Origin of the sequence: Streptomyces sp. NBC_00461, assembly GCF_036013935.1 — a bacterium.
Taxonomy (GTDB): domain Bacteria; phylum Actinomycetota; class Actinomycetes; order Streptomycetales; family Streptomycetaceae; genus Streptomyces.
The window spans coordinates 4,113,255-4,134,209 of record NZ_CP107902.1; the positions used below are offsets into that span (position 1 = coordinate 4,113,255).

Annotated in this window: 16 protein-coding genes and 1 tRNA gene; 12 read left to right on the plus strand and 5 right to left on the minus strand. The window is 70.9% G+C overall.

The window, feature by feature from the left end; all coding sequences use genetic code 11:
- The first annotated feature begins 407 nt into the window (after nt 1-407).
- From OG870_RS19215 to OG870_RS19225, 3 genes are all read left to right on the plus strand, one after another.
- Nucleotides 408-1,910, plus strand: coding sequence for an MFS transporter (locus OG870_RS19215; protein ID WP_406350122.1), 1,503 nt, complete (start codon nt 408-410; stop codon nt 1,908-1,910).
- Nucleotides 1,911-2,099: 189 nt separating this feature from the next.
- Complete coding sequence (locus OG870_RS19220; protein ID WP_266515781.1) at nt 2,100-2,546, plus strand: DUF485 domain-containing protein; 447 nt, start codon at nt 2,100-2,102, stop codon at nt 2,544-2,546.
- The gene (locus tag OG870_RS19225; RefSeq protein ID WP_266515784.1) at nt 2,543-4,156 is read left to right on the plus strand and encodes a sodium/solute symporter; all 1,614 of its coding nucleotides are present in this window, start codon (nt 2,543-2,545) and stop codon (nt 4,154-4,156) included. The genes OG870_RS19220 and OG870_RS19225 overlap by 4 nt, the downstream gene beginning before the upstream one ends.
- 69 nt (nt 4,157-4,225) lie before the next feature.
- Here OG870_RS19225 and OG870_RS19230 read toward each other — a convergent pair whose 3' ends face one another.
- From OG870_RS19230 to OG870_RS19240, 3 genes are all read right to left on the minus strand, one after another.
- Nucleotides 4,226-5,113, minus strand: a complete 888-nt coding sequence (locus tag OG870_RS19230; protein ID WP_266583974.1) for a cellulose-binding protein — start codon at nt 5,111-5,113, stop codon at nt 4,226-4,228.
- A gap of 193 nt (nt 5,114-5,306) precedes the next feature.
- Nucleotides 5,307-8,225 carry an SUKH-4 family immunity protein gene (locus OG870_RS19235; RefSeq protein WP_266583972.1) on the minus strand — a complete coding sequence of 973 codons (2,919 nt, stop codon included), beginning with the start codon at nt 8,223-8,225 and terminating at the stop codon, nt 5,307-5,309.
- 8 nt (nt 8,226-8,233) lie between these two features.
- Nucleotides 8,234-9,232, minus strand: a complete 999-nt coding sequence (locus tag OG870_RS19240; protein WP_266520357.1) for an SMI1/KNR4 family protein — start codon at nt 9,230-9,232, stop codon at nt 8,234-8,236.
- Between the two features lie 393 nt (nt 9,233-9,625).
- On the opposite strand from OG870_RS19240, the gene OG870_RS19245 reads away from it, so the two are divergent.
- Nucleotides 9,626-10,162, plus strand: a complete 537-nt coding sequence (locus tag OG870_RS19245; RefSeq protein WP_266583970.1) for a YwqJ-related putative deaminase — start codon at nt 9,626-9,628, stop codon at nt 10,160-10,162.
- Between the two features lie 84 nt (nt 10,163-10,246).
- Nucleotides 10,247-10,741, plus strand: coding sequence for an SUKH-3 domain-containing protein (locus OG870_RS19250; RefSeq protein ID WP_266515794.1), 495 nt, complete (start codon nt 10,247-10,249; stop codon nt 10,739-10,741).
- A 47-nt stretch (nt 10,742-10,788) separates the two neighbouring features.
- Here OG870_RS19250 and OG870_RS19255 read toward each other — a convergent pair whose 3' ends face one another.
- Nucleotides 10,789-12,093 (minus strand): sensor histidine kinase, encoded by a 1,305-nt coding sequence (locus OG870_RS19255; protein ID WP_266515796.1) that lies wholly within the window; start codon nt 12,091-12,093, stop codon nt 10,789-10,791.
- Between the two features lie 432 nt (nt 12,094-12,525).
- On the opposite strand from OG870_RS19255, the gene OG870_RS19260 reads away from it, so the two are divergent.
- The 7 genes from OG870_RS19260 to OG870_RS19290 all read left to right on the plus strand — a co-directional run bounded on the left by OG870_RS19260 (nt 12,526) and on the right by OG870_RS19290 (nt 18,130).
- Nucleotides 12,526-12,597: transfer RNA gene (locus OG870_RS19260), tRNA-Gln, on the plus strand.
- A gap of 121 nt (nt 12,598-12,718) precedes the next feature.
- Nucleotides 12,719-14,167: a bifunctional UDP-N-acetylglucosamine diphosphorylase/glucosamine-1-phosphate N-acetyltransferase GlmU gene (gene glmU / locus OG870_RS19265; protein WP_266583968.1), complete on the plus strand. Its 1,449-nt coding sequence runs from the start codon at nt 12,719-12,721 to the stop codon at nt 14,165-14,167.
- A 90-nt stretch (nt 14,168-14,257) separates the two neighbouring features.
- Nucleotides 14,258-15,232, plus strand: coding sequence for a ribose-phosphate diphosphokinase (locus tag OG870_RS19270; protein ID WP_266515801.1), 975 nt, complete (start codon nt 14,258-14,260; stop codon nt 15,230-15,232).
- Between the two features lie 225 nt (nt 15,233-15,457).
- Nucleotides 15,458-16,057, plus strand: a complete 600-nt coding sequence (locus OG870_RS19275) for a 50S ribosomal protein L25/general stress protein Ctc (RefSeq protein WP_266515804.1) — start codon at nt 15,458-15,460, stop codon at nt 16,055-16,057.
- A gap of 70 nt (nt 16,058-16,127) precedes the next feature.
- Nucleotides 16,128-16,730, plus strand: coding sequence for an aminoacyl-tRNA hydrolase (gene pth, locus OG870_RS19280; protein WP_266583966.1), 603 nt, complete (start codon nt 16,128-16,130; stop codon nt 16,728-16,730).
- A gap of 42 nt (nt 16,731-16,772) precedes the next feature.
- Complete coding sequence (locus OG870_RS19285) at nt 16,773-17,312, plus strand: hypothetical protein (protein WP_405624486.1); 540 nt, start codon at nt 16,773-16,775, stop codon at nt 17,310-17,312.
- Nucleotides 17,313-17,446: 134 nt separating this feature from the next.
- On the plus strand, nt 17,447-18,130 hold the full coding sequence (locus tag OG870_RS19290) for an LPXTG cell wall anchor domain-containing protein (protein WP_266583964.1): 684 nt from the start codon (nt 17,447-17,449) through the stop codon (nt 18,128-18,130).
- 72 nt (nt 18,131-18,202) lie between these two features.
- On the opposite strand, the gene ppc is transcribed toward OG870_RS19290, so the two are convergent.
- The gene (ppc, locus tag OG870_RS19295) at nt 18,203-20,944 is read right to left on the minus strand and encodes a phosphoenolpyruvate carboxylase (protein ID WP_266515813.1); all 2,742 of its coding nucleotides are present in this window, start codon (nt 20,942-20,944) and stop codon (nt 18,203-18,205) included.
- Nucleotides 20,945-20,955 lie beyond the last annotated feature (11 nt).

A 20,955-nucleotide genomic window follows, 5' to 3' on the forward strand; every position in this document is an offset into this window, starting at 1 on the left:
GGACCTGCCGGCCTGCGGATGAGCTGGTCGCGGTGATTCGTCGAGAAGCGAGAAGCGGTACGTCGATGAGCCTGGTGCCGGAGGGGGGTGCCGCGCGCTGGTGCTCGGCACCCTCTTCAAGGGGGGAAAACCCCACCCCCGCTGGTTCGGTCAGCCGCCCCCCAGCGGCATAAAGCCAGGTTAAGTAGGCTCCCGCCCGGTCTCCTCCTCCAGTGGGACGAACCCGCCCCGGGCCGTAGTGCGGAGGAACCCCTAGGGGCAGTCCACCGACAGGTGGAGGCGATCTCGGGGTTCGGTCCACCCACCGGCCCACTGAGCTTCCACCCTGCCGCGACGTCAGGGTCAAGTGGGAGAGTGGTCGGCGGCAGATAGATGCACGGGGAAGGAATCGCGTGGACCAGGGGGACGTGGACCAGGGGCACACCGAGATACGGGCGTCGGGGACGGGCGGGCGCCCACGGAGCACCCACAGAAGGGGAGCCGTCGTCGCCGCGCTGATGCTCGCGATGGCGCTGGCCGCCCTCGACGCCACCATCGTCTCCACGGCCGTCCCGCAGATCGTCGGCGACCTCGGCGGCTTCTCGGTCTTCTCCTGGCTCTTCTCCGGCTACCTGCTCGCCGTGACGGTGACGCTCCCGGTGTACGGCAAGCTGTCGGACACCTTCGGCCGCAAGCCGGTGCTGATAGCGGGCGCGGCGGTCTTCCTGCTGGGCTCGCTGCTGTGCGCCGCCGCCTGGAACATGGCCGCGCTGATCGCCTTCCGCATCGTGCAGGGCCTGGGCGGTGGCGCGCTGCAGGGCACGGTGCAGACACTGGCGGCCGACCTCTACCCCCTGAAGGAACGCCCGAAGATCCAGTCCAAGCTGTCCACGGTGTGGGCGGTGTCGGCCGTGGCCGGCCCGGGGGTCGGCGGCGTCCTTGCGGCGTACGCCGACTGGCGCTGGATCTTCCTGGTCAACCTGCCCATCGGCGCGCTGGCGCTGTGGCTGATCGTCCGGCATCTGCACGAGCCGGAACGGAAGCCGGCCGCCCGCCCCCGTATCGACTGGGCGGGCGCGCTGGCGGTGTTCGCGTGCGGAGGCGTCCTGCTGACGGCGCTGGTGCAGGGCGGGGTGGCCTGGCCGTGGCTGTCGGCGCCGTCAATGGCCTTGTTCGGTACGGGACTTGCGCTGGCCGGGGTGGTGGTCCTGGTGGAACGCCGGGCGGCCGAACCGATCATCCCCGGCTGGGTGTGGCGCCGCCGCACGATCGCCGCGGTCAATCTCGCGCTCGGTGCGCTGGGGCTCCTGATGGTGGCCCCGTCCGTCTTCCTGCCGACGTACGCGCAGTCGGTGCTGGGTCTGGCCCCGGTGGCGGCCGGTTTCGTCCTGTCGGTCTGGACGCTGAGCTGGCCGGTGTCGGCGGCGCTGAGCCAGCACGTCTACGGGAAGATCGGCTTCCGCAACACCGCGATGCTCGGCATCGGGACGGCGGCACTGATCCTCTTCGCGTTCCCGTTCCTGCCCTACCCGGGCTCAGCCTGGCAGCCGGCGCTGCTGATGCTGCTTCTGGGCGGGGCGCTGGGTCTGTTCCAGCTCCCGCTGATCGTGGGCGTGCAGTCCACGGTGGGCTGGGCGGAACGGGGCACGACCACGGCGTCGGTGCTCTTCTGCCGTCAGACGGGCCAGACGATCGGCGCATCGGTCTTCGGCGCGGTGGCCAACGGTGTGCTGGCCTCCCGCCTGGGCGGCGCGGGCGACCTGGACTCGGTGACCCGGGATCTGGGCGCGGGTGCGGTTCCGGAGGCGACCCGGCGGGCCATCGCGGACGCGGTGCACGCGGTGTACTTCGGCGCTGCCTGTGCCGCGGCACTGGCCTTCCTGGTCCTCCTGCTCCTGGCCCCGCGCCGCTTCCCCGTGCTCACCGACTGACCGGTCGGACACCAAAAAGTCTGAGTTAACGCGGGTAACATTGCAGGTCAGCGTAGTAAGCGCATACCGACCAATCAGTTTGGTGAAAAGCTCGCGCTTCCCGGGTACCGGCGAGTAGCGTGCGTGGCTCCGCCCCCCACCTCCCTGCGGTCCTCCGCACAGGACCCGAGCCACGCAAGGAGTACCGGGATGTCCTACGACCAGTCCCCGTCGTACCCGTACCGCCATCCACCGCACAACCCGCCCCCGTCCTACGACGCCGCCTACCCGTGGCTACCGCCCACCGAACCACCCGAAGCGGCCGGGCGACGCCGGCCCCCGGAGCCCGCGCTCGGGCACCACAGCGATCTGCGGATCCTGCGCAACGCGCACCGCTGGCAGCGGCGCACCGCCACCCTCACCGCGCTCGGCTACTTCACGCTGTTCCTGATCCTGTCGGCGTTCGCCCCGTCGTTCATGACGAGCACCGTCACCGACGGCCTGCCGACCGGCCTGCTGCTGGCGCTGCTGCAGATCCCCGTCACCTGGCTGGCGATCGCTCTGTACGAGCACACCGCCCGCCGCTACGTCGACCCGATCGCGGACCGTATCCGCAAGCAGTCGGAGCTGGACGCCAAGCGGGAGGCGGCACGGTGACGAACGGTTTCAGCGGAAACGCACAGGCCATGTCCCTGGTCGCCTTCTCCACCGTCGCCGCGATCACGCTGCTGCTGTGCGTGATGACGGGCCCGGACGGCGACGACCTCGACGAGTTCTACACGGGCTACGGCTCCCTCTCCCCCATGCGCAACGGCCTCGCGATCGCCGGCGACTACATCTCCGCGGCGAGCGTGCTGGGCACGGGCGGCGTGATCGCCCTGTGCGGCTACGACGGGATCGCGCTGGCCCTGAGCACCGCCCTGTCGTTGATGCTGCTGATGTTCCTGCTGGCCGAACCCCTGCGCAACGCGGGCCGGTTCACCATGGGCGACGCGCTGACCCGCCGTCTGCCCGGACGCGGCGTCCGTATCACCGCATGCGTGGTGACCATCGCCGCGCTGCTGCCGCTGATGCTGGTGCAGCTGGCGGGCACGGGGCAGCTGCTGGCGTTCATCCTGGGCTTCTCCGGCGACTCGCTGCAGACCGGCTGCATCATCGGCATCGGCGCGCTGATGATCAGCTACGCGGCGATCGGCGGCATGAAGGGCACCGCCCTCATCCAGATCATGAAGATCGTGATGCTGCTCGGTTCGGGCGCCGTGGTCGCCGTACTGATACTCCAGCGCTTCGACTGGGACCCGGGCGCCCTGTTCAACGCGGCCGCCGCACAGAGCGGCGCCGGTACCTCCTTCCTGCACTCGGGGCTGGAGTTCGCGGGCAGCCCCAACCCCCGCCTGGACATGATCACTTCGGAACTCACCATCGTGGTCGGCGGCGCCTGTCTGCCGCACGTCACCATGCGCATGTACACCGCGCGCAGCGCCCGTCAGGTGCGGCGCTCGATGTCCTGGGCGGTGTCGTCGGTGGTGCTGTTCGTGCTGATCATGACGGTCGTCGGCTTCGGAGCCACGGCGCTGATCGGCCGGGCGGTGATCGCACAGGCCGACCCGCAGGGCAACACGGCCTATCTGCTGGGCTCCCGCGCGGCCTTCGGCACGAGCGTCTCGGCCGCCGAGACCTTCCTCTTCACCGCGGTCACCACGGCGATCTTCCTGACCCTGCTGGCCTCCGTCGCCGGCATGATCCTCGCCTGTGCCAACTCCCTGGCCCACGACGTGTTCGCCACGCGGGTGCAGGAGATGTCGGGGCGCCGCGAGATGCTGCTGGCCCGGGTCTCCGCGCTCGCGGTGGGCGTCCCCGCGATCCTGCTGGCCACCCAGGTCCAGCACCGCAACCTGCAACCCCTGGTGACGCTCTCCTTCTGCATCGGCGCCTCGGCCATCGCCCCCGCGCTGGTCTACAGCCTCTTCTGGCGCCGCTACACCCGTACGGGCCTGCTGTGCACCCTCATCGGCGGTACGGCCGCGGTCCTGCTCCTGATGCCGGGCACCAACCTGGTCTCCGGCTCCCCCGCCGCCGCCTTCCCCGACGCCGACTTCAACTGGTTCCCGTTCACCACGACCGGCCTGGTGACGATCCCCCTGGGCTTCGCCCTCGGCTGGCTGGGCACGGTGGCCTCCGGCCGGCAGGCGTCGGAGGAACAGCGACGGCAGTACGAGGCGGTGGAGGGCTGGATTCTCGCCGGGGCGGTGCGGCGGAACGGGTGAGGTGGGGCGGGTGAGGTGGGGCGGGGCGGAGCCCGGGTGAGGCCGGGCGGAGTCCCGCGCCCCCCGCCCTCACTCCCCGGACGTCGAACCCGTCAACGCCGTAAGACTGTTGCGTACGTTGTCCATCTGCGCCTGCACCTCGTCCGACCGCTCCCCGTGCTCCCGCAGCACCTGCTCCGTCTCCCGGACGATCTGCTCCTCCCGCAGCCGCGCTCCCGCGAGGATCTCGGCCGCACGCGCGCGTGCCTCGTCCATGGACCGGTGGGCGAACTCCTGCGCCTGGCCGAACGCCCGCTTCGCCTCGGCCAGTTCCTCCTTCGCCCGCGTCAGCCGCTCCGTGCCCCGCACCTCGCGGGCGGCCACGCGCTCGGTCTCGATCTGCTCCAGCTCGGCCAACCGCTCGGCGAACTCCCTGGCCTGCTCGGCGCGCATCACGGAGGCGCGCTGCCGTTCCTCCCGCAGCGCCGCCAGCGCCTCGCCGCGGCCCGCCTTCACCGCACGCCGGGCGCCGATGCGGATGTTGTCGGCCTCGGTCTGCGCCGCGAGGAGCCGCTGCCGGGCGCGTTCGTCGGCCTCACCGCATACGGCGTCGGCGTGCGCCTGTGCGGCGTCGCTCACGCCGGTCGCGTACTCCTGCGCCTCGTCCAACAGGCGCTGCGCCTCCTGCCGAGCGCGCTCCCGTACCGCCGCGGCCTCCTCCTCCACGCACTGGAAGAGCTGCCGCGCACCCTCCCCGAGCGTCTCGTACGTCTGCGGGGCCAGCTGCGCCACCGTCTCCTGCAGCAGCGCGGCCTCCGCGTCCATGTCCTTGGCGAGCACGGTGAGACGGGCCGCCCTCTCCCACGCGGCGTCCCGGTCCCGGGAGAGGGCGTCGGCGAAGGCGTCGACCTGGTCGGGACAGTAACCACGCCCCCGTACGACCCAGAAGCCGTGGGGCGAGACCGATGCGCTGCTCATCCTGGAACCCCTCTCTGCCGGACCCTCCGCCGAACGGGCGCGGAAATCATGAGTGCGCGCACATCTTGATATATCGGACTCAAGTGTTCATAACGCGACACTCCGGGCGCGGCGGGCGCAGAAAGGGGCCGGGCCGGTCGAAACGACCGGCCCGGCCCCTCGGGATCGGATCAGGTGGTTCAGCGCCGACGCATCACAGCAGCCCGTCCCACATCTGCTCCAGCAGCACCGACCACCAGCTCTCCGGTGAACCGAGCGCCGCCGGGTCCAGGGAGGCCAGCTGGGCCTGGAAGTCGACGGTCCAGCGGCCCGCCTGCTCCTGGTTCAGCCCGAACCTGAGGCGCCACATCCGGCCCAGCAGGGCCAGGCACCGCTGGAATTCCGGCAGCCCCGTGTTCACGAACTGCGGCGGCACGGGTGCCCCACCGGGACCCGCCTCCACCGGCACGGCCACGATGTTCGCCGTGCCGTACTGCACACAGATCGCCCGGCCGAAGTCGCTGCCCATGACGAGGTACGAGCCCGCGTCCGCGGCCGGCTGCACACCACGCTCCTGCGCCAGTTCGGCGAGCGTCGGCACGGGCCGCCCCGGCTGGGCCTGCGCCCAGAAGAACGGGCCCATGTCCATCGGCAGCCCCGCCACCACCAGCGCCTGCGCCACGATCGGCGGCACGCCCTGCCGGGACACCGCCGCCTGCTCGAACCGGAACACACCCGGCCCGAACGCCCCCGCCATCTCCTGCGCGATCCCCTCCGGCGGAATCGGCGGCACCGCCTGCACCGGCGGCAACGGCGCGCGCACCGGCGCCGGGCGCGCCGGCCCGTCCGCGACCTGGTGCAACTCGCCCTGGTGCGCGATCAGTTGCTGCATGCCCTGCTGCCGGCTCGCGTGATCCATGCCGTACGGCGCGATGCTCGCGATCCGCGCCTGCGGCCACTGCTCACGGATCATCCGCGCGCAGTACGCACCCGGCAGCTCGCACGACTCCAGCTCCGTGTGCAGTTCCAGGACCTGGTCCGGCGGCACGTTCATGCCCCGCAGCTCGTGGAAGATCTGCCACTCCGGGTGCGGGGTGCCGGGCGCCGACCGCCGGATCAGCTGCTGCTCGGAACCGTCCTGCGCGCGGTAGCGCAGGACGGCCTGGTAGCCGGGGCCCACCGTCGGCTGCGCCTGCTGCGGGTAGCCGTACGCCGGCTGCTGACCGGGCACGGGCTGACCGGGCGGCATGGGCGGCTGGGACATCGACGGTTGCGGCATGGGCGGCTGCGGCATGGGCGGCGCCGCCATACCGGGAGCGGCCGGAGCGCCGGGGATGCCGGGGGCCTGCGGCGGCGGGGGCGCGCCGGGCCCGCCCACAGGCGGCGCGGCCAGCATCGTCTCCGCATGATGAACGGCGCCTCCGCGCCCACCCGCGGACCCGCCCGGCACTCCGGGCGCACTGGGAGGCTGCGGAGCGCCGGGGCCACCAGGCGCACCCGGGCCGCCCGGCGGGTTCGGTGCGCCGGGGGCGCCCGGGGCTCCGGGGAAGGCCGGCGCACCCGGAGGCTGCGGGGCGCCTCCACCGGGGCCCATCCGACCGGGGTCGGCAAGCATCGTGGCGGCATGGTGGACACCGCCGGGAGGGGTGCCGCCGGGCGCGTTCGGCGCACCGGGCGGATGGGGGGCACCCGGCGGATGCGGCGCACCAGCGGGTGCGCCAGGTGCCCCGGGAGTTCCAGGCGCCCCAGGAGCGCCAGGAGCCTGCGGAGCCCCCGGCCCGCCCGGACCCTCGGGTCCGTCGGGACCGAGCGCGGACACGAGCTGCGTCGGAACGTAACCGCCGGCGCCCGGACCGGGCGGAGGCATGCTCTCCGGCCGCACACCCGGAGCTCCGGGGGCACTCGGCGGGTGCGGCGTCGTCGAACTCCGGCGCGGCGGGGGCGCCGCCTTGCTGGTCGCGGCGTCGGCGATGTCCCCGGCGTTCGGCGCGAGCGGCCGCCCCGGACCAGCCGGCGGCTGAGGCGCACCGGGCGCCCCGCCGGGCGCCTGCGGGTAGCCGTAGGAAGGCGCGGGCGGCACAGGAGGCGGCGGCGTGATGTCGGGCCCGGCGCCGGCCCCCGGCCCCTGCGGATAGCCGTACGTCGAAGGCGCGGGCGGCGGCGTGCCACCCGGCACAGGAGCAGCCGGCGGCGGCGTGCCCGGCACGGCGGCACCGCTCGGACCCTGGGGGTACCCGTACGGCGTCCCACTCTGCCCGGGCGGCGGCGGAGACACCGGCGCACCGCCCGGTGCACCCGGCGCGTTCGACGCCCCGCGCGCTCCCGGCACACCCGATGCACCCGATGCACCCGGCTCGTCGACCGCCGGTGCCAACGTCGTGCGCGGCAGCTGGCTGCCGCCCGACATCAGCGCCGTCTTGGCCTCGGGCGGCGTGTCCTCGCCGGACTCGCTCAACGGCGGCGCGAAAACGGTCGCGGGCAGCGGAACGGAACGGTCGTCGCCGACCTCCGCGTTGGTGTCGGTCCCGGCCCACGGAGTCGCCCCGGCGGGCACGCCGGCAGCCCCGGCGTCCGCCGGCACGGCACCGCTCGCACCGGCCTCCGGCCACCCCGCACCGCCACCGGGCGCAACCGGTGACGACCCGGCCGGCACCCCCGCCTGCGTCTCGGGCAGCGCTCCGCCCCCGGACGCACCGTCACCCGACGAACCGGCCGCGGCACCAGCGGCACCCGCGCCGCTCCGCCGATCCGGGATGCCCAACTTGTCCGCCGCCTCCTGCAACCACTCCGGCGGACTCAGCAGGAACGACGTCTGATTCAGATCCACCCGTGCCGGAGCCGCCTGCGCCGGGGCGGGCTCACCGGTCTCGTCCGGGCGGCCGTACTCCTCCTCGTACCGGCGGACGACCTCGCCCACCGGAAGCGACGGCCACAGCGTCGCCTCGCCGCTGTCGCGGGCGATCACCAGCCGCTGACCGCCCCCGTCCGAACGCGGCCCGTCCGCCCGGTCCTCGGCCCACAGCACGAACCCGAGCCCGAACTCCCGTACCCGCACCTCACGATGCTGGTACGAGGGCAGGTCGCCGTTGATCCACTCCTCGGCGCGCTCCTGCGCCTGTGCGAAGGTCACCATCGCAACGCTCACTCCCCCACGGAAGAGACGGAAGAGACGGAAACGGGACGCGCGAACCCGCCGTCAACCATCAGATTCGCCACCGTCTCCAGCTCCGGCGGATTGCCCGCGAGCCGCGACAAAAACGCGTCGAAGTCCTCACCGCACGGCAGCAGCAACCGCTCCACACGGTCCGCCGGCACCCATGACGGATCGACGTCCCGGGCATCGTCGTACGCGCAGAACCACACCGAACCGATCCGCTCGCCCTTCACCTTCACCGCGAGCAGACCGCCCTGGACGAAGCCAACACCCAGGTAGTCCTTGGTCAGATGGTCGCGCAGGCACTTGTTGACGTAGACGAGGTCGTTCACCGCCGCCTCGTCCCGCACCGTGAAGAACGGCTGGTCGATCAGCAGCCCCAGCTCGGCGTCCAGCGCCGCACCCACCGGCGCGCAGCCGCCCGCCGCCTTCAGAAACGAACGGTACGCACCCGGCAACCGGTAGCCGAGGTCCTCCTCGACCCCCTGCACCTGCGCCTCCGTCACCGCGACACCCGACTTCGGCAGCCCGAAGTGCGCCGGCCGCGTCTCCTGCAGCGGCCGCGTACCCCGCTTGTCCTGGTCGACGTTCGACGTCGCGATCCCGCCGTGATGCCGCAGCAACGCCTTCACCTCGACCGGCACCAGTTCGAGGCGCCGCGAGCCCAGCACGTGATGCCACGTCCAGCCGTGCGGCGTCGCCACCGCGGGCACCGTGTCCCACAACTCGTGCCCGGAAGCCGCCAGCGCCGCGTTCGCCGACACGTAGTCCGTCAGCCTGAGCTCGTCGACACCGAAACCCTCCGGCGGCTCCGCGATCTCCGCAGCGGCACGCGCGTAGGCCGAGAAATCGGGGTAACCGCGCTCGTCAATGCGTACCCCTCTCGGGTGACGTGCCGCCCGGACCGGATCCGGGAAATGCACGACCTGCCCGGCGTAGGCCGCGTTCGGCGGCGCGGCTTGTTGCCCGAGCCGACCTGTCGTCATGGCGGTTGCCCCCTGCGGCACTCTGGTACGACCCGCAACGACCGGCCCAAGCCGCCCGCCACGCCCCGTATCGACTGTCTCGTCCGTCGCAAACGTCCGTCTTGTCGACTTCTGTCTCGACCGTCACCGCGCGTGTCACCACGCACTACCGCTGTGTCACCACGCGCCGCCACGTGTGACACCACGCAGCGACCGCATGGATCGCGGTGCCGACAGCCTATGCGGTACGACCGTACGGGTCACCGGGCACCGGTCAGCCGCCCTCCGCTTCCGTGACCAGCCGTCACCCTGCCGTGACAGCCCGCCCAAACCCGGGCGTGTCGCGCCGCCCCAGCTTCCGCACCAGCCACGGCATTTGGCACTCTGTGACGTCCGGGGGATGCTCGGGAGGGGATGACGATCATGAACGTGACGCAGACGGGACCGCACACGGCACCGCACACCGGTACCTCCGGCGACCCGCGCATCGGCTGGAGCGCCGACGAGACCCCGCATGCGCCCACCCTCCGCCACCGCCGCGACGGCATACTCCCCACCGTCGCCGCCGCCCTCTCCGTCCGTGGCGCCACCCTCACCGGCACCGCCGCCCGCGGCGAGGAGCCCCCGCCCCTGCACCCCCTCGTCCAGGACTTCCTGGACACCCTCACCAGCGCACAGCGCGACCGGTTCACCGGCCGCTGCGCCGAGACCATCCTCATCTCCCGCCACATAGCCACGGCCGACGCCGCCCGCAGCAAGCGCGCCGCCCGCAAACCCATGACCAACGGCGAGGCCCGCAGGGCCCTCAAGCAGGCCAAACTCACCGCCCGCCGCATCCGCGAGGACGGCGACCCCCTGCACGGCGGCTTCGCCGCCCCCTGCCGCGCCTGCACCGCCCTCAGCGCGCACTTCGGCGTCCGCGTCGTCGACCCCGCGGCGGCAAACGGCTAGCCGCAGACGGACAACCCCCACCCGGCACCACAGGACGGCCCCCGGCCGGGCACGACCTCGGCGAACTCGACGATCGAAGGGCAGATGCACCCCGACCGCACCTCCACCACGCGCTTCCCCGTACCCGTCGACGCCGCCCTGCGCGCCGCCGGCTGGCTCCCCGGACGCTGGGACATAAAGCAGGCCGAGTTCTGGGCCGACGCCCTGCGCGAGCACGCCTCACCCGCGGGCCACCGCCATGCCGTCTTCCCGGCCGCCGTCGAGGCCTGGGCCGAATTCGGCGGCCTCCACATCACACCCACGGGCCCCGGCCGCCAGGTCGCCCCCGCCGCCCTCCACCTCGACCCCCTGCACGGCCTCCACATGGCCCGCACCCTCTGCGACCTCGGCCGCGCCCTCGACACCGAAGTCAGCCCCCTCGGCACCGAGATCGACACCCAGTCCCTGCTCGCCGTCGACACCGCAGGCCGCGTGTACGCCCTCGATCACACGGGCGACTGGTACCTCGGCCCCGACATCGACCAGGCCCTCGCCGGCCTCGTCGCGGGCGTCGAACCGGTACGCCTCACAGCGGGCTGAACCGCCGAGTACACCGAGCACACCGAGAACACCGAGCACACCGAGCACTACGCGGCCGGAATCACCGCCGACACCCGAAAACCCCCGGCGTCCGTCGGCCCCGACACGAACACGCCCCCCAGCGCGCTGACCCGCTCCTTCATCCCCACCAACCCGTTGCCCCCCGAGGGCAACCGCGCCGACGACGCCGAGGACACCTCCGGCGGCGGCTCGTTCTCCACCTGCATCGCGATCTCCGACACCCGATGCGCGAGCCGCACATGCGTCTTCGCCCCCGCCGCATGCTTGTGGACGTTCGTCAACGCCTCCTGGACGACGCGGTACGCGGTCTGCTCGATCTCCGCCGCATACGACCGTGTGTCCCCCTCCACGGACAGATCGACGACCATCCCCGCCGCCGCCGACTGCCCGATCAACTCGTCCAACTCCGACAGACAAGGCCCCTCACCCTCGTCCACGGCCTTCGAAGCCGCCACCGCCGCGGCCACCCCCACCGCCACCAACGGCACCGCCTGCTCACGCCGTCGCGCCCCGTCCGCATTCCTGAGCACCCCGAGCATCTCCCGCAACTCGGTCAACGCCTGCCGCCCCATGTCCCCCACCAGCGCGGCATTCCTCACCGCCTTCTCGGGATCCTTCCGGGCCACGGCCTGCAACGCGGCAGCATGCACCACCATCAGACTCACCCGATGCGCGACGACGTCATGCATCTCCCGCGCGATCCGGGTCCGCTCCTCGTTCCGCGCCCACTCGGCCCGCTCCTCGGCCCGCTCGGCCAGCAGCTGCAACTCCCGCTCAAGACTGTCCGCCCGCTCCCGCAGACTCTCCATCAGCCGGCGCCGCGCCCCCACGTACAAACCCAGCAGCAGAGGCGGCGCCGTCATCCCGATCGCGGTGGTGATCGCAGCGAACGGAACAAACCAGTCCCCGAGATCCCAAGTCCCCCGCGCCATGTCCTGCCGCACCCGCACGAACATCACGATCAGCATGCCGACGAGCGACATCCCCGCCAGCGACGCGATGATCCGCCGGGGCAACTCCGAGGCGGCCAGCGTGTACAGGCCGACGATGCCCATCAAGTAGCCCATCTGGGCCGGAGTGATGGCGATCGAGACAAGCACGACGGCGATCGGCCACTGCCGCCGGACGACCAGCGCGGAGCCGGCCACCACCCCGAACACGACCCCCGCGGCCACCGGGATCCCCGCGTCCCGCGCGAACCGGATCCCCTCGAACGCACACTCCACCGCGGACGCCACCGCCAGGCCGACGTCCAACACGGCACTGCGCCACCTGACCCACCACCACGGCCCTCCCCGGGCCGCGGCGTGGTCTTCCCCCGTCGTGGTCATGCCTCCAGCCTACGGGCGCCCCCGCCCCGTTTTCCGGTGAGTTTCCGTGACTGGCCTACACCACAGTCCGTAACCGAACGCGCACGAAACCAACCACTTTCCCTCGAACTGCCGAATCGCACACCACTCGACCCCGGAAGCTCGGATTCCGCCCGGACGGTGCGCCTGTGGCACATTCACTCGGCAAGTACGCCGACGCCGAGAGCCGCCGGAGCGGCCGGTCGCGCTACGGCGGGCAGGGATCAGCCGCCGCCAGATCCGGGACCGCCTGCACGTCGACAACTACAACGTCGAGGAGAACCACCACGACCGCCTCCGCATCGACGTCAGGGACGGAGCCGATCTGTACCGTCGCATCGAGGGCTGGTGGTACGGCATAGTAGGAGCCGCCACTCGGCGACCCGACTAGATGTCCGGTTTAGTCGAGATTGTTCCCCCGTGGTGTAATTGGCAGCACTGTGGCTTTTGGTGCCATCTGTCCGGGTTCGAGTCCTGGCGGGGGAGCTAAACCAAGTTCGGGTCCTGACCGGTGACATCACCGTCAGGGCCCGCTCTCATGTCCCCCAAGAAACGCCCCGGTATCCTGCGGATGTCCCCACCCACTCCACAGCCGAAGGGCAACCCCGTGAGCGCCATTCGCCCGGCAGCCGTCGTCGTTCTCGCAGCGGGTGAGGGCACCCGTATGAAGTCGGCCACACCCAAGGTCCTGCACGAGATCTGCGGACGCAGCCTCGTGGGTCATGTGCTCGCCGCCGCAGGTGAGTTGGAGCCCGAGAACCTCGTCGTGGTCGTCGGTCACGCGCGGGAGAAGGTCGTCGCCCGTCTCGCCGAGATCGACCCCGCCGTACGCACCGCCGTGCAGGCCGAGCAGAACGGCACCGGACACGCCGTACGGATCGCCCTGGAGGAGCTCGGCGGCAGTGTCGACGGGACCGTGGTCGTCGTGTGCGGCGACACCCCTCTCCTCACCGGTGAGACGCTGCGGCGGCTCGCCGCCACCCACGCCTCCGACGGCAACGCCGTCACCGTGCTGACCGCCGAGGTCCCGGACGCCACCGGTTACGGCCGGATCGTGCGCGACGAGGCGACGGGTGCCGTCACCGGGATCGTCGAGCACAAGGACGCGAGCGAGGAGCAGCGTGCGATCCGTGAGATCAACTCCGGAGTGTTCGCGTTCGACGGTCAACTCCTCTCCGACGCCCTGAAGAAGGTCCGTACGGACAATAGTCAGGGCGAGGAGTACCTGACCGACGTGCTCGGGATCCTGCGGGAGGCCGGTCACCGTGTCGGGGCCTCCGTGGCCGGCGATCACCACGAGATCGCCGGGATCAACAACCGGGTGCAGCTGAGCGAGGCGCGCCGGATTCTCAACGACCGGCTGCTGACCGGGGCGATGCTGGCCGGCGTGACGGTCGTCGATCCGGCGACGACGTGGGTGGATGTGACGGTCACGTTCGAGCAGGACGCGGTGGTGCATCCCGGCACGCAGCTGCAGGGTTCCACGCATGTCGGTGAGGGTGCGGAGGTCGGGCCCAACAGCCGTCTGAAGGACACGCGGGTGGAGGCCGGTGCGCGGGTCGACAACACGGTGGCGGACGGTGCTCATGTCGGGCCGCAGGCGACGGTGGGGCCGTATGCCTATCTGCGGCCGGGTACGCGACTGGGGCTGAAGGCCAAGGTCGGTACGTATGTGGAGACGAAGAACGCGTCGATCGGGGAGGGGACGAAGGTCCCGCATCTGTCCTATGTCGGTGACGCGACGATCGGTGAGTACACCAACATCGGTGCTGCCAGTGTGTTCGTGAACTACGACGGGCAGGAGAAGCATCACACGACGGTGGGGTCGCACTGCCGGACGGGGTCGGACAATATGTTTGTGGCTCCCGTCACGGTCGGGGACGGTTCGTACACCGCTGCCGGGTCCGTGATCACGAAGGACGTACCCGCCGGTTCGCTGGCCGTGGCCCGTGGCCAGCAGCGGAATATCGAGGGTTGGGTGGCCCGTAAGCGTCCGGGGAGTGCTGCCGCGAAGGCGGCCGAGGCTGCGTCCCGGCAGGGTGAGAGCGAAGACTGACCGGAAACGGGTGCGTCAAACTCGGCGTACCGTGATATCTGCACATACTCGTATCGCCACCAGCTGAGACACCTCTGAGGAGACTGTGCTGTGACCGGGTTCAAGACGACCGGCGAGAAGAAGATGATGTTCTTCTCCGGCCGCGCCCACCCCGAGCTTGCCGAGGAGGTCGCCCAGCAGCTGGGTGTCGGGGTTGTTCCGACGAAGGCCTTCGACTTCGCCAACGGCGAGATCTACGTCCGTTATCAGGAGTCGGCACGTGGTGCGGACTGCTTCCTGATTCAGAGCCACACGGCTCCGATCAACAAGTGGATCATGGAGCAGCTGATCATGATCGACGCGTTGAAGCGCGCGTCGGCTCGCTCCATCACGGTCATCGTGCCGTTCTACGGTTACGCGCGGCAGGACAAGAAGCACCGTGGCCGTGAACCGATTTCGGCCCGTCTGGTCGCGGATCTGATGAAGACGGCCGGTGCGGATCGCATCCTCACGGTCGATCTGCACACCGACCAGATCCAGGGCTTCTTCGACGGTCCGGTGGATCATCTCTTCGCCCTTCCCCTTCTGGCGGACTATGTGGGTGCGAAGGTCGACCGGGACAAGCTGACGGTGGTTTCGCCGGACGCCGGTCGGGTGCGGGTGGCGGACCGCTGGTGCGACCGGCTGGGTGCGCCGCTGGCGATCGTGCACAAGCGTCGTGACAAGGACGTCGCCAATCAGGTCACCGTGCATGAGGTGGTCGGTGAGGTGAAGGGTCGCGTGTGCGTCCTGGTGGACGACATGATCGACACGGGCGGCACGATCTGTGCGGCCGCGGACGCGCTGTTCGCGCATGGTGCGGAGGACGTCATCGTGACGGCGACGCACGGTGTGCTGTCGGGTCCGGCCGCGGATCGTCTGAAGAACTCCAAGGTGAGCGAGTTCGTCTTCACGAACACGCTGCCCACGCCGGGTGAGCTGGAGCTGGACAAGATCACGGTGCTGTCCATCGCGCCGACGATCGCGAGCGCGGTGCGTGAGGTGTTCGAGGACGGTTCGGTGACGAGCCTCTTCGACGAGCAGTAGCAGTCAGCCGGTTGGTGAGCCAGCCGGTCAGTCAGTGCAGTAAGGGTTCTTCAGCGAAGATCCTTTTGGGTACGGCCTTCCTCTCCGAGTAGACTGCTCCAGTTGCTCGGCGAGGGAGGCCGTCCTCTGTGTGAGGTTCGGCTGTCCGTTATCGACGCGCTCTTCGTAGCAGGCCGTTCGTGGCCGGGTGACCACGTCCGTTCCTGATTTCCACGAGGAGTGATCATGTCCGAGGTCAAGATCTCCGCCGAGACCCGCAGCGAGTTCGGCAAGGGCGCCGCCCGCCGTATCCGCCGTGACAGCAAGGTTCCCGGTGTTCTGTACGGTCACGGTTCCGACCCGCTGCACCTGACCCTCCCGGGCCACGAGCTGCTGCTCGCCCTGCGTACGCCGAACGTCCTGATCTCCCTGGACATCGACGGCAAGACGAACGAGCTGGCGATCCCGAAGTCCGTGCAGCGTGACCCGATCAAGGGCTTCCTGGAGCACGTCGACCTGCAGCTGGTCAAGCGCGGTGAGAAGGTCACCGTCGAGATCTACGTCCACACCGAGGGCGAGCTGGCGCCAGGCGGCAACCTGCTGGAGCACGTCCTGAACGCGCTGCCGGTCGAGGCCGAGGCCACGCACATCCCCGAGTCCGTCACGGTGTCCGTCGAGGGCCTGGAGGCCGGTGCCTCCATCCTCGCCAAGGACATCACCCTGCCGTCCGGCACCAAGCTGGCCGTCGAGGACGACACGGTCGTCCTGCAGGTCCTGGCCGCGCAGGCGGAGGAGGCCACGGAGGGCGAGGAGTCCGAGGGCGCCGAGGCCGTCGCCGAGGCCTGATCCGCACCGTAGTCGTTTCGTCAGCCGCTGTTCCCACCGGGGGCAGCGGCTGGCGCGTATCCAAGGAGACATGGACGTGACCACCCCCGCCAATGGTCCCTGGCTCGTTGTGGGCCTGGGCAATCCGGGACCCGAGTACGCGAGGAACCGGCACAACGTCGGGTTCATGGTGGCCGATCTGCTGGCCGAGCGGATCGGGGGGAAGTTCAAGCGGGCCGGGAAGGCCCAGGCGCAGGTTCTGGAGGGGCGGATCGGGCCACCTGGGCCGGCGAACCGGCGGGTGATCCTCGCCAAGCCGATGTCGTACATGAACCTGTCGGGTGGGCCGGTGAGCGCGCTGCGGGACTTCTACAAGGTTCCGGTGGCGAACATCGTGGCCGTGCACGACGAGCTGGACATCGACTACGGCGTGCTGCGGCTGAAGCTGGGCGGCGGGGACAACGGGCACAACGGCCTGAAGTCGATGACGAAGGCGATGGGGGCTGACTATCACCGGGTGCGGTTCGGGATCGGGCGGCCTCCGGGGCGGCAGCAGGTGGCGGACTTCGTGCTGAAGGATTTCTCCTCCGCCGAGCGCAAGGAGTTGGACTACTTCGTGGACCGGGCGACGGATGCGGTGGAGTGTCTGGTGATCGAGGGGCTGGAGCGGGCGCAAAGCACGTACAACTCCTGACTTGTCCCCCGCGGGAGTTGACCGGGCGCACAAGCATGGCCAATGATCCCGGCCATGCCTGCCACAGCCGCCCCGTCCCGTCAGGCCTCCCGTCACGCCTCCCCTCATGCCTCGCGTCAGGCCTCGGCCATCGCTCTGCGGTTCGGGCGGCTCGCGGTGATGGGTACGGTCGCGGCGCTGATCCTGATCGCCGGGGTGTGGGGGTCGTGGAAGACGGCGCCGTACGTGATGCTGACGAAGGGGCGGGAGCGCGGCACGATCGAGGTGACACGTTGCGGGGAGGACACCTGCACGGGTCCTTTCACGCCGCTCTCGCAGGGTGTGCCGGATCGCGGCCGGGCCGTCATCGAGAGGACGGTCGCGGTGGCGAAGGGGCAGACGTACACGGTCGTGGTGAAGCCGGGCGGCGACGAGGTCCTGCGGTCGGGGCCGGCGGGGATCCTGTACGCGTGGGTGCCGTTCGGTGGGGCGTTGCTGCTGGCCTCGGTCGTGGTGGCCGGGGGGCTGGGGCGGACGCGCGCTGCGTGGGTGATGGCGGGTTCGGGGGTCGCGCTGCTCACGGCGGCGTTCGTGACGATCTGACACCTTTCGCCGTTCTCCATGCCTGTGCAGAACCTGAGTGTTGTCTGTTCGTGATTGACCTTGAGTCAGGCGGAGCTGGAAGCTGAGCCGCCCCCTCCACATCTTCCCGTCCGTAACTCGAAGATGGACTGCCCATGCGTACCCTCACCCGCGCCGGCGCCCTGTGCGCCGTCGCCGCGGCAGCGCTGCTCGCCGCTCCGACCGCCGCCCACGCCACCGCTCCTGGCGACAACGGGACCGTGAAGATCCACGACGCCACCACAGGCGAGGAGCTGCGGCGCAACGAGCCGCACGTCTGCACCTTCTACCTGGACGCCTTCGGCTTCGACGCCGTCCAGCAGGTCGACTGGCACATCGAGGCCTGGGCTCCCACGGCCGCCACCAAGGGCGAGACCGTGAAGACGGGCGCCATCACGCTGGCCTCCGACGGTCACGGCCGTACGGAGGACCTGTCACTGCCCGACGGGCACTACAAGCTGTTCTGGAACTTCGACGGCGAGAAGGGCGCCGCGAAGCACAAGGTGTTCTGGACGGACTGCAAGGACTCGGGGGAGGGCGGCCCTGCGACGCCGGTTCCGTCCACGTCCGCTTCTCCGTCCGCTTCCGCGTCCGCCTCCTCGTCCCCGTCCTCCGAGGCCGGGGCCTCCGCGTCCCCGAGTTCGTCGGCCGGTGAGGCCGCGGCCTCCGCATCCCCCCAGGGCGGTTCGGGCGACCTGGCCGAGACGGGCAACGGTGCCCCCGTGGGTCTGCTCTCCGGTGCCGCGGCCGCGTTGGTCGCCGCGGGCGGTTACCTGATGGTCCGGCGGCGCCGGGCCTGACGTACGAGATGAGACGAGGGTGGCCCCGGGCTTCGTGCGAAGCCCGGGGCCACCCTCGTGTCCGTCGGACGGTCAGCCGGTGTTGCGCAGGCCCGCCGCCACGCCGTTGACCGTGAGCAGCAGGGCGCGTGCGAGGAGCGGGTCGGGCTGTTCGCCCGCGGCCGCGGCGTCGCGCTGGCGCTTGAGGAGGGTCACCTGGAGGTAGGAGATCGGGTCCAGGTAGGCGTCGCGGACGGTGAACGTCTGCTTCAGCACCGGGGCGGCGTCGAGGAGTTCCCGCTCGCCGGTCACCTTCAGCACCTCGCGCACGGTCAGTTCGTGCTCGGCCCTGATGGTCTCGAAGACGTGCTTGAGGTCGTCGGGGACGAGGGTGTCGACGTAGTGCGCGGCGATGCGCAGGTCGGTCTTGGCGAGGGTCATCTCGACGTTGGAGATGAAGTTGCGGAAGAAGTGCCACTGTTCGTGCATCTCGTCGAGCACGGTGTCCGCACCCGTCTCGCGCAACGCCTTCAGCCCTGATCCCACGCCGAACCAGCCAGGGACGATCTGCCGGGACTGGGTCCAGCCGAAGACCCACGGGATGGCGCGCAGGCCGTCGAGCGAGACACCCGAGCCGGGGCGGCGGGAGGGCCGCGACCCCAGGTGCAGATCGGCGAGCTGGTCCACCGGCGTCGAGGCGAGGAAGTACGTCGGCAGGTCCGGGTCCTCCACCAACGTGCGGTACGCGGCGTGCGCGGCGTCGGAGACGACGTCCATCGCCGCGTCCCAGCGGGCCAGCGCCTCGTCCGACTGGCGGGGCGCGGTGTGCAGGGCGGACGCCTGGAGCGTGGCCGCGACCGTGAGCTCCAGGTTCTCCCTGGCCAGGGACGGCACGAGGTACTTGTCGGAGATGACCTCGCCCTGCTCGGTGACCTTGATCTCGCCTTCGAGGGTGCCCCAGGGCTGGGCGAGGATCGCGTCGTGGGAGGGGCCGCCGCCGCGGCCGACGGTGCCGCCGCGGCCGTGGAAGAGGCGCAGGCGTACGCCGTAGCGGTGGGCGACGTCGCGCAGTCGGCGCTGGGCGCGGTGGATCTCCCACTGCGAGGTGGTGATGCCCCCGAACTTGGAGGAGTCGGAGTAGCCGAGCATGACCTCCTGGACGTCGCCCCTGAGCGCGACGAGGCGCCGGTAGGACGGGTCGGAGAGCATGTCCTCCAGGATCGTGTCGGCGGCCTTGAGCTCGTCGGTGGTCTCCAGCAGGGGCACGATGCCGATCTTCGCCCAGCCGGCGTGCAGGTCGATCAGCCCGGCCTCGCGGGCGAGCACGGCCGCCGCGAACACGTCGTCGGCGCCCTGGCACATCGAGATGATGTACGACTCCACGACCTCGGGTCCGAAGACCTCCAGGGCGCGCTTGACGGTCTGGAAGACGCCGAGGGTCTTTTCGCCGGGCGCGTCGACGGGTGCCGGCGTCGGGGCCAGCGGCCTCCTCGACCTGAGTTCCTTGGCGAGGAGCTTGGACCGGTAGTCGCGGGGCATGTCGGCGTAGCGCCAGGACTCCTCGCCGAGGCGGTCGAAGAGCTGCCCGAGGGCGTGGTGGTGAGCGTCCGCGTGCTCGCGTACGTCCATGGTGGCGAGCTGGAGGCCGAAGGCGGCCAGTGTGCGGATGGTGCGGTTCATGCGGCCGTCGGCGAAGAGCGCGCCCCGGTGCTCCCTGAGGGAGGTCTGGATCAGGATGAGGTCCTGCAGCAGCTCGGCGGTGCCCAGGTAGTCGCGGCCGGTCCGGTGCGGGGTGCCCTTGGCGAGGCGCTGCTTGGTGTTCTCCAGCTTCTGCCGGATGCAGGTGGCCTTGAGGCGGTAGGGCTCCTCGGCGTTGAGGCGCTTGTAGCGGGGGCTGATCTCGGGGAGGCGGTCGAGGTCGGCCTGGAGGGAGTCCAGGAGTTCCTGGGTGGCGCCGGTGTAGCGGATCGAGTTCGACAGGAAGCCGCGGAGTTCGTCGATCAGGTCGAGGGCGTCGTTGATGCCGTGCTCGTGCTGGAGGATCAGGACGTCCCAGGTGACCTGCGGGGTGACGTTCGGGTTGCCGTCGCGGTCGCCGCCGATCCAGGTGCCGAAGGTGAGGGGGCGGGTGTCGTCGGGCAGCTTCACGCCCACCCGCTCCAGCTCGGCGGTGAGGTCCTCCAGGACGTCTCCGACGGCGTTCGCGTGCAGCTCGTCGAGGTAGTAGATGGCGTTGCGGGCCTCGTCGGCGGGTTCCGGGCGTACGACGCGCAGCTCGTCGGTCTGCCAGACGAGGTCGATGTTCTCGGCGAGCCGGGTGTCGTGGCGACGGCGGTCGGCCTCGATGACCGGGGTCTCCAGGAGTGCGGCGATGCGCCGGAGCTTGTTGAGGACCGAGCGGCGCGCGGCTTCGGTGGGGTGCGCCGTGAACACGGGCCGGACGTTGAGGTGGCGGACCGTCTGGCGCAGGTGCTCGGGGTCGGCGTCCTTCAGCCGGTCGGCCGTACGGGCCAGCAGTCCGCCCTCGGCGGCACGCCGCGCGCGCAGTTCGCGGCCGCGGTGGACCTGCTCGGTGACGTTGGCCAGGTGGAAGTAGGTGGAGAAGGCGCGGACCAGCTTGGCCGCGGTCTGGAGTTCGGTGCCGCGCAGCAGTTCGGCGGCGGCCTCGCCGTCCTCGCGGGTGAGGCGGCGGACCTTCTCGACGAGTTCCAGCAGCTCGGGGCCCTCCTGCCGGACGAGGGTCTCGCCGAGGAGGTCTCCCAGCCGTCGGATGTCGGCTCGCAGCTCACTGTTGGTCGAGGTGGTGCTCGTGGTCAGGTCGTCGGCACTGCTCACAGGTGCGGCTC